1 protein-coding gene and 1 pseudogene are annotated in these 1,083 nt (G+C 57.0%); both read right to left on the bottom strand.

Going from position 1 to position 1,083, the window contains the following annotated elements; all coding sequences use genetic code 11:
- Nucleotides 1–461: pseudogene (locus CXQ94_RS21350) on the bottom strand (hypothetical protein); the annotation flags it as partial.
- Nucleotides 462–634: 173 nt separating this feature from the next.
- On the bottom strand, nt 635–1,083 hold a 449-nt coding region (locus tag CXQ94_RS22785; protein WP_258067305.1), incomplete at its 5' end, for a DUF6318 family protein.

Genomic DNA, 1,083 nt, shown 5'->3' with positions numbered 1-1,083 from the left:
GTGGCGGGGGTGATGGGTGTTTGTTGGAATTCGTGGCTGATTTGGGCGGCGATTTCGGCGAGGATGTCGCGGGGTTTTTCGCCGTACACGCAATCACCTGAAACGTAGAGGCGCCAAGTGGGATCTGTACCGTCGGCGAGCATCCGATACCAGTCAACATGAATTCCGTCTGCTCCGGCTGTACAGGGCGGAAGTGTAGCCAGACAGAGTTGGAGCAGTGCGTCCTCGCCCGCCTTGCAGCTCACTTCAGTTTTGTAGACGAAAGGATCGGACGAACCTGTGCTTTGTGAATGACCGTAGTAACTGCCATCAGGAGTCTTTTCCCATACTTCAATGTCTATATTTTCGTCGTCCCAGTATCCGTTGCCGTCTGCTTCGCTTTGGCCCCAAGCTGTGGGCATGGGGCTACTTAGCAGCCACAGGACTGCTGCAACGACCGAGAATCCGAATCGACTTTTCACTTTCATTCCTTGGTTAGGTGCTCAGCCTTCATTGCCATCCAACGCCCCTGTTGAAAGGTAGCCACTACGATGTCTGGCCGGGAAACACTGGCTGGCTTGGGCGTCTTGGAAGAGCGGTCAGCAAGAAAAGTTGTGCCTGCATCTTGCTGGATCCAGACGATCGCTTGATATGTTCAGTCCGGCACAGAGGCAAAATTGCTGGTGGAGGAATCAACAGTGATCTTCGCTCCGACTATCCATCCCCCATCGTCATAGATTCTCGCGATGCTTGTCTTGGCGCCCGAGCAGGTTTTGCAGCTGGGGTCTGTAATTGCCGACAGGGGTTCCACATCGCCTGTTTCGTAGGCGTAGCCGAGGGTGGTGTACCAGTGGCGGGCGAAGGCTTCGAGGCCTTCTTTGGAGAATTCTTTGGCTTTCTCGGGAAGGATCGGGGTGGGGACGTTTTGTGCTGGGCCGTCGGCCGTAGCGGGCGTGTAGACCGGGGCAGGGGCCGGGGCCGGGGTGGGTGGGGTTGCCGTGCTGGTGGTAGCTGTGGTGGTGGGTGCGGGTTTGGTGGTTAGTGGTGGCGGGTTTTCTGCTTGAAGGCTCGTGCAGCCTGTGATCAGGAGCAGTGCTGTGATGG

The organism is Arthrobacter sp. GMC3 (assembly GCF_002929305.1).
Lineage (GTDB): Bacteria > Actinomycetota > Actinomycetes > Actinomycetales > Micrococcaceae > Specibacter.
The sequence above is the reverse complement of the archived record's forward strand: the minus strand, read 5'-3'. Positions and strand labels throughout refer to the sequence as shown.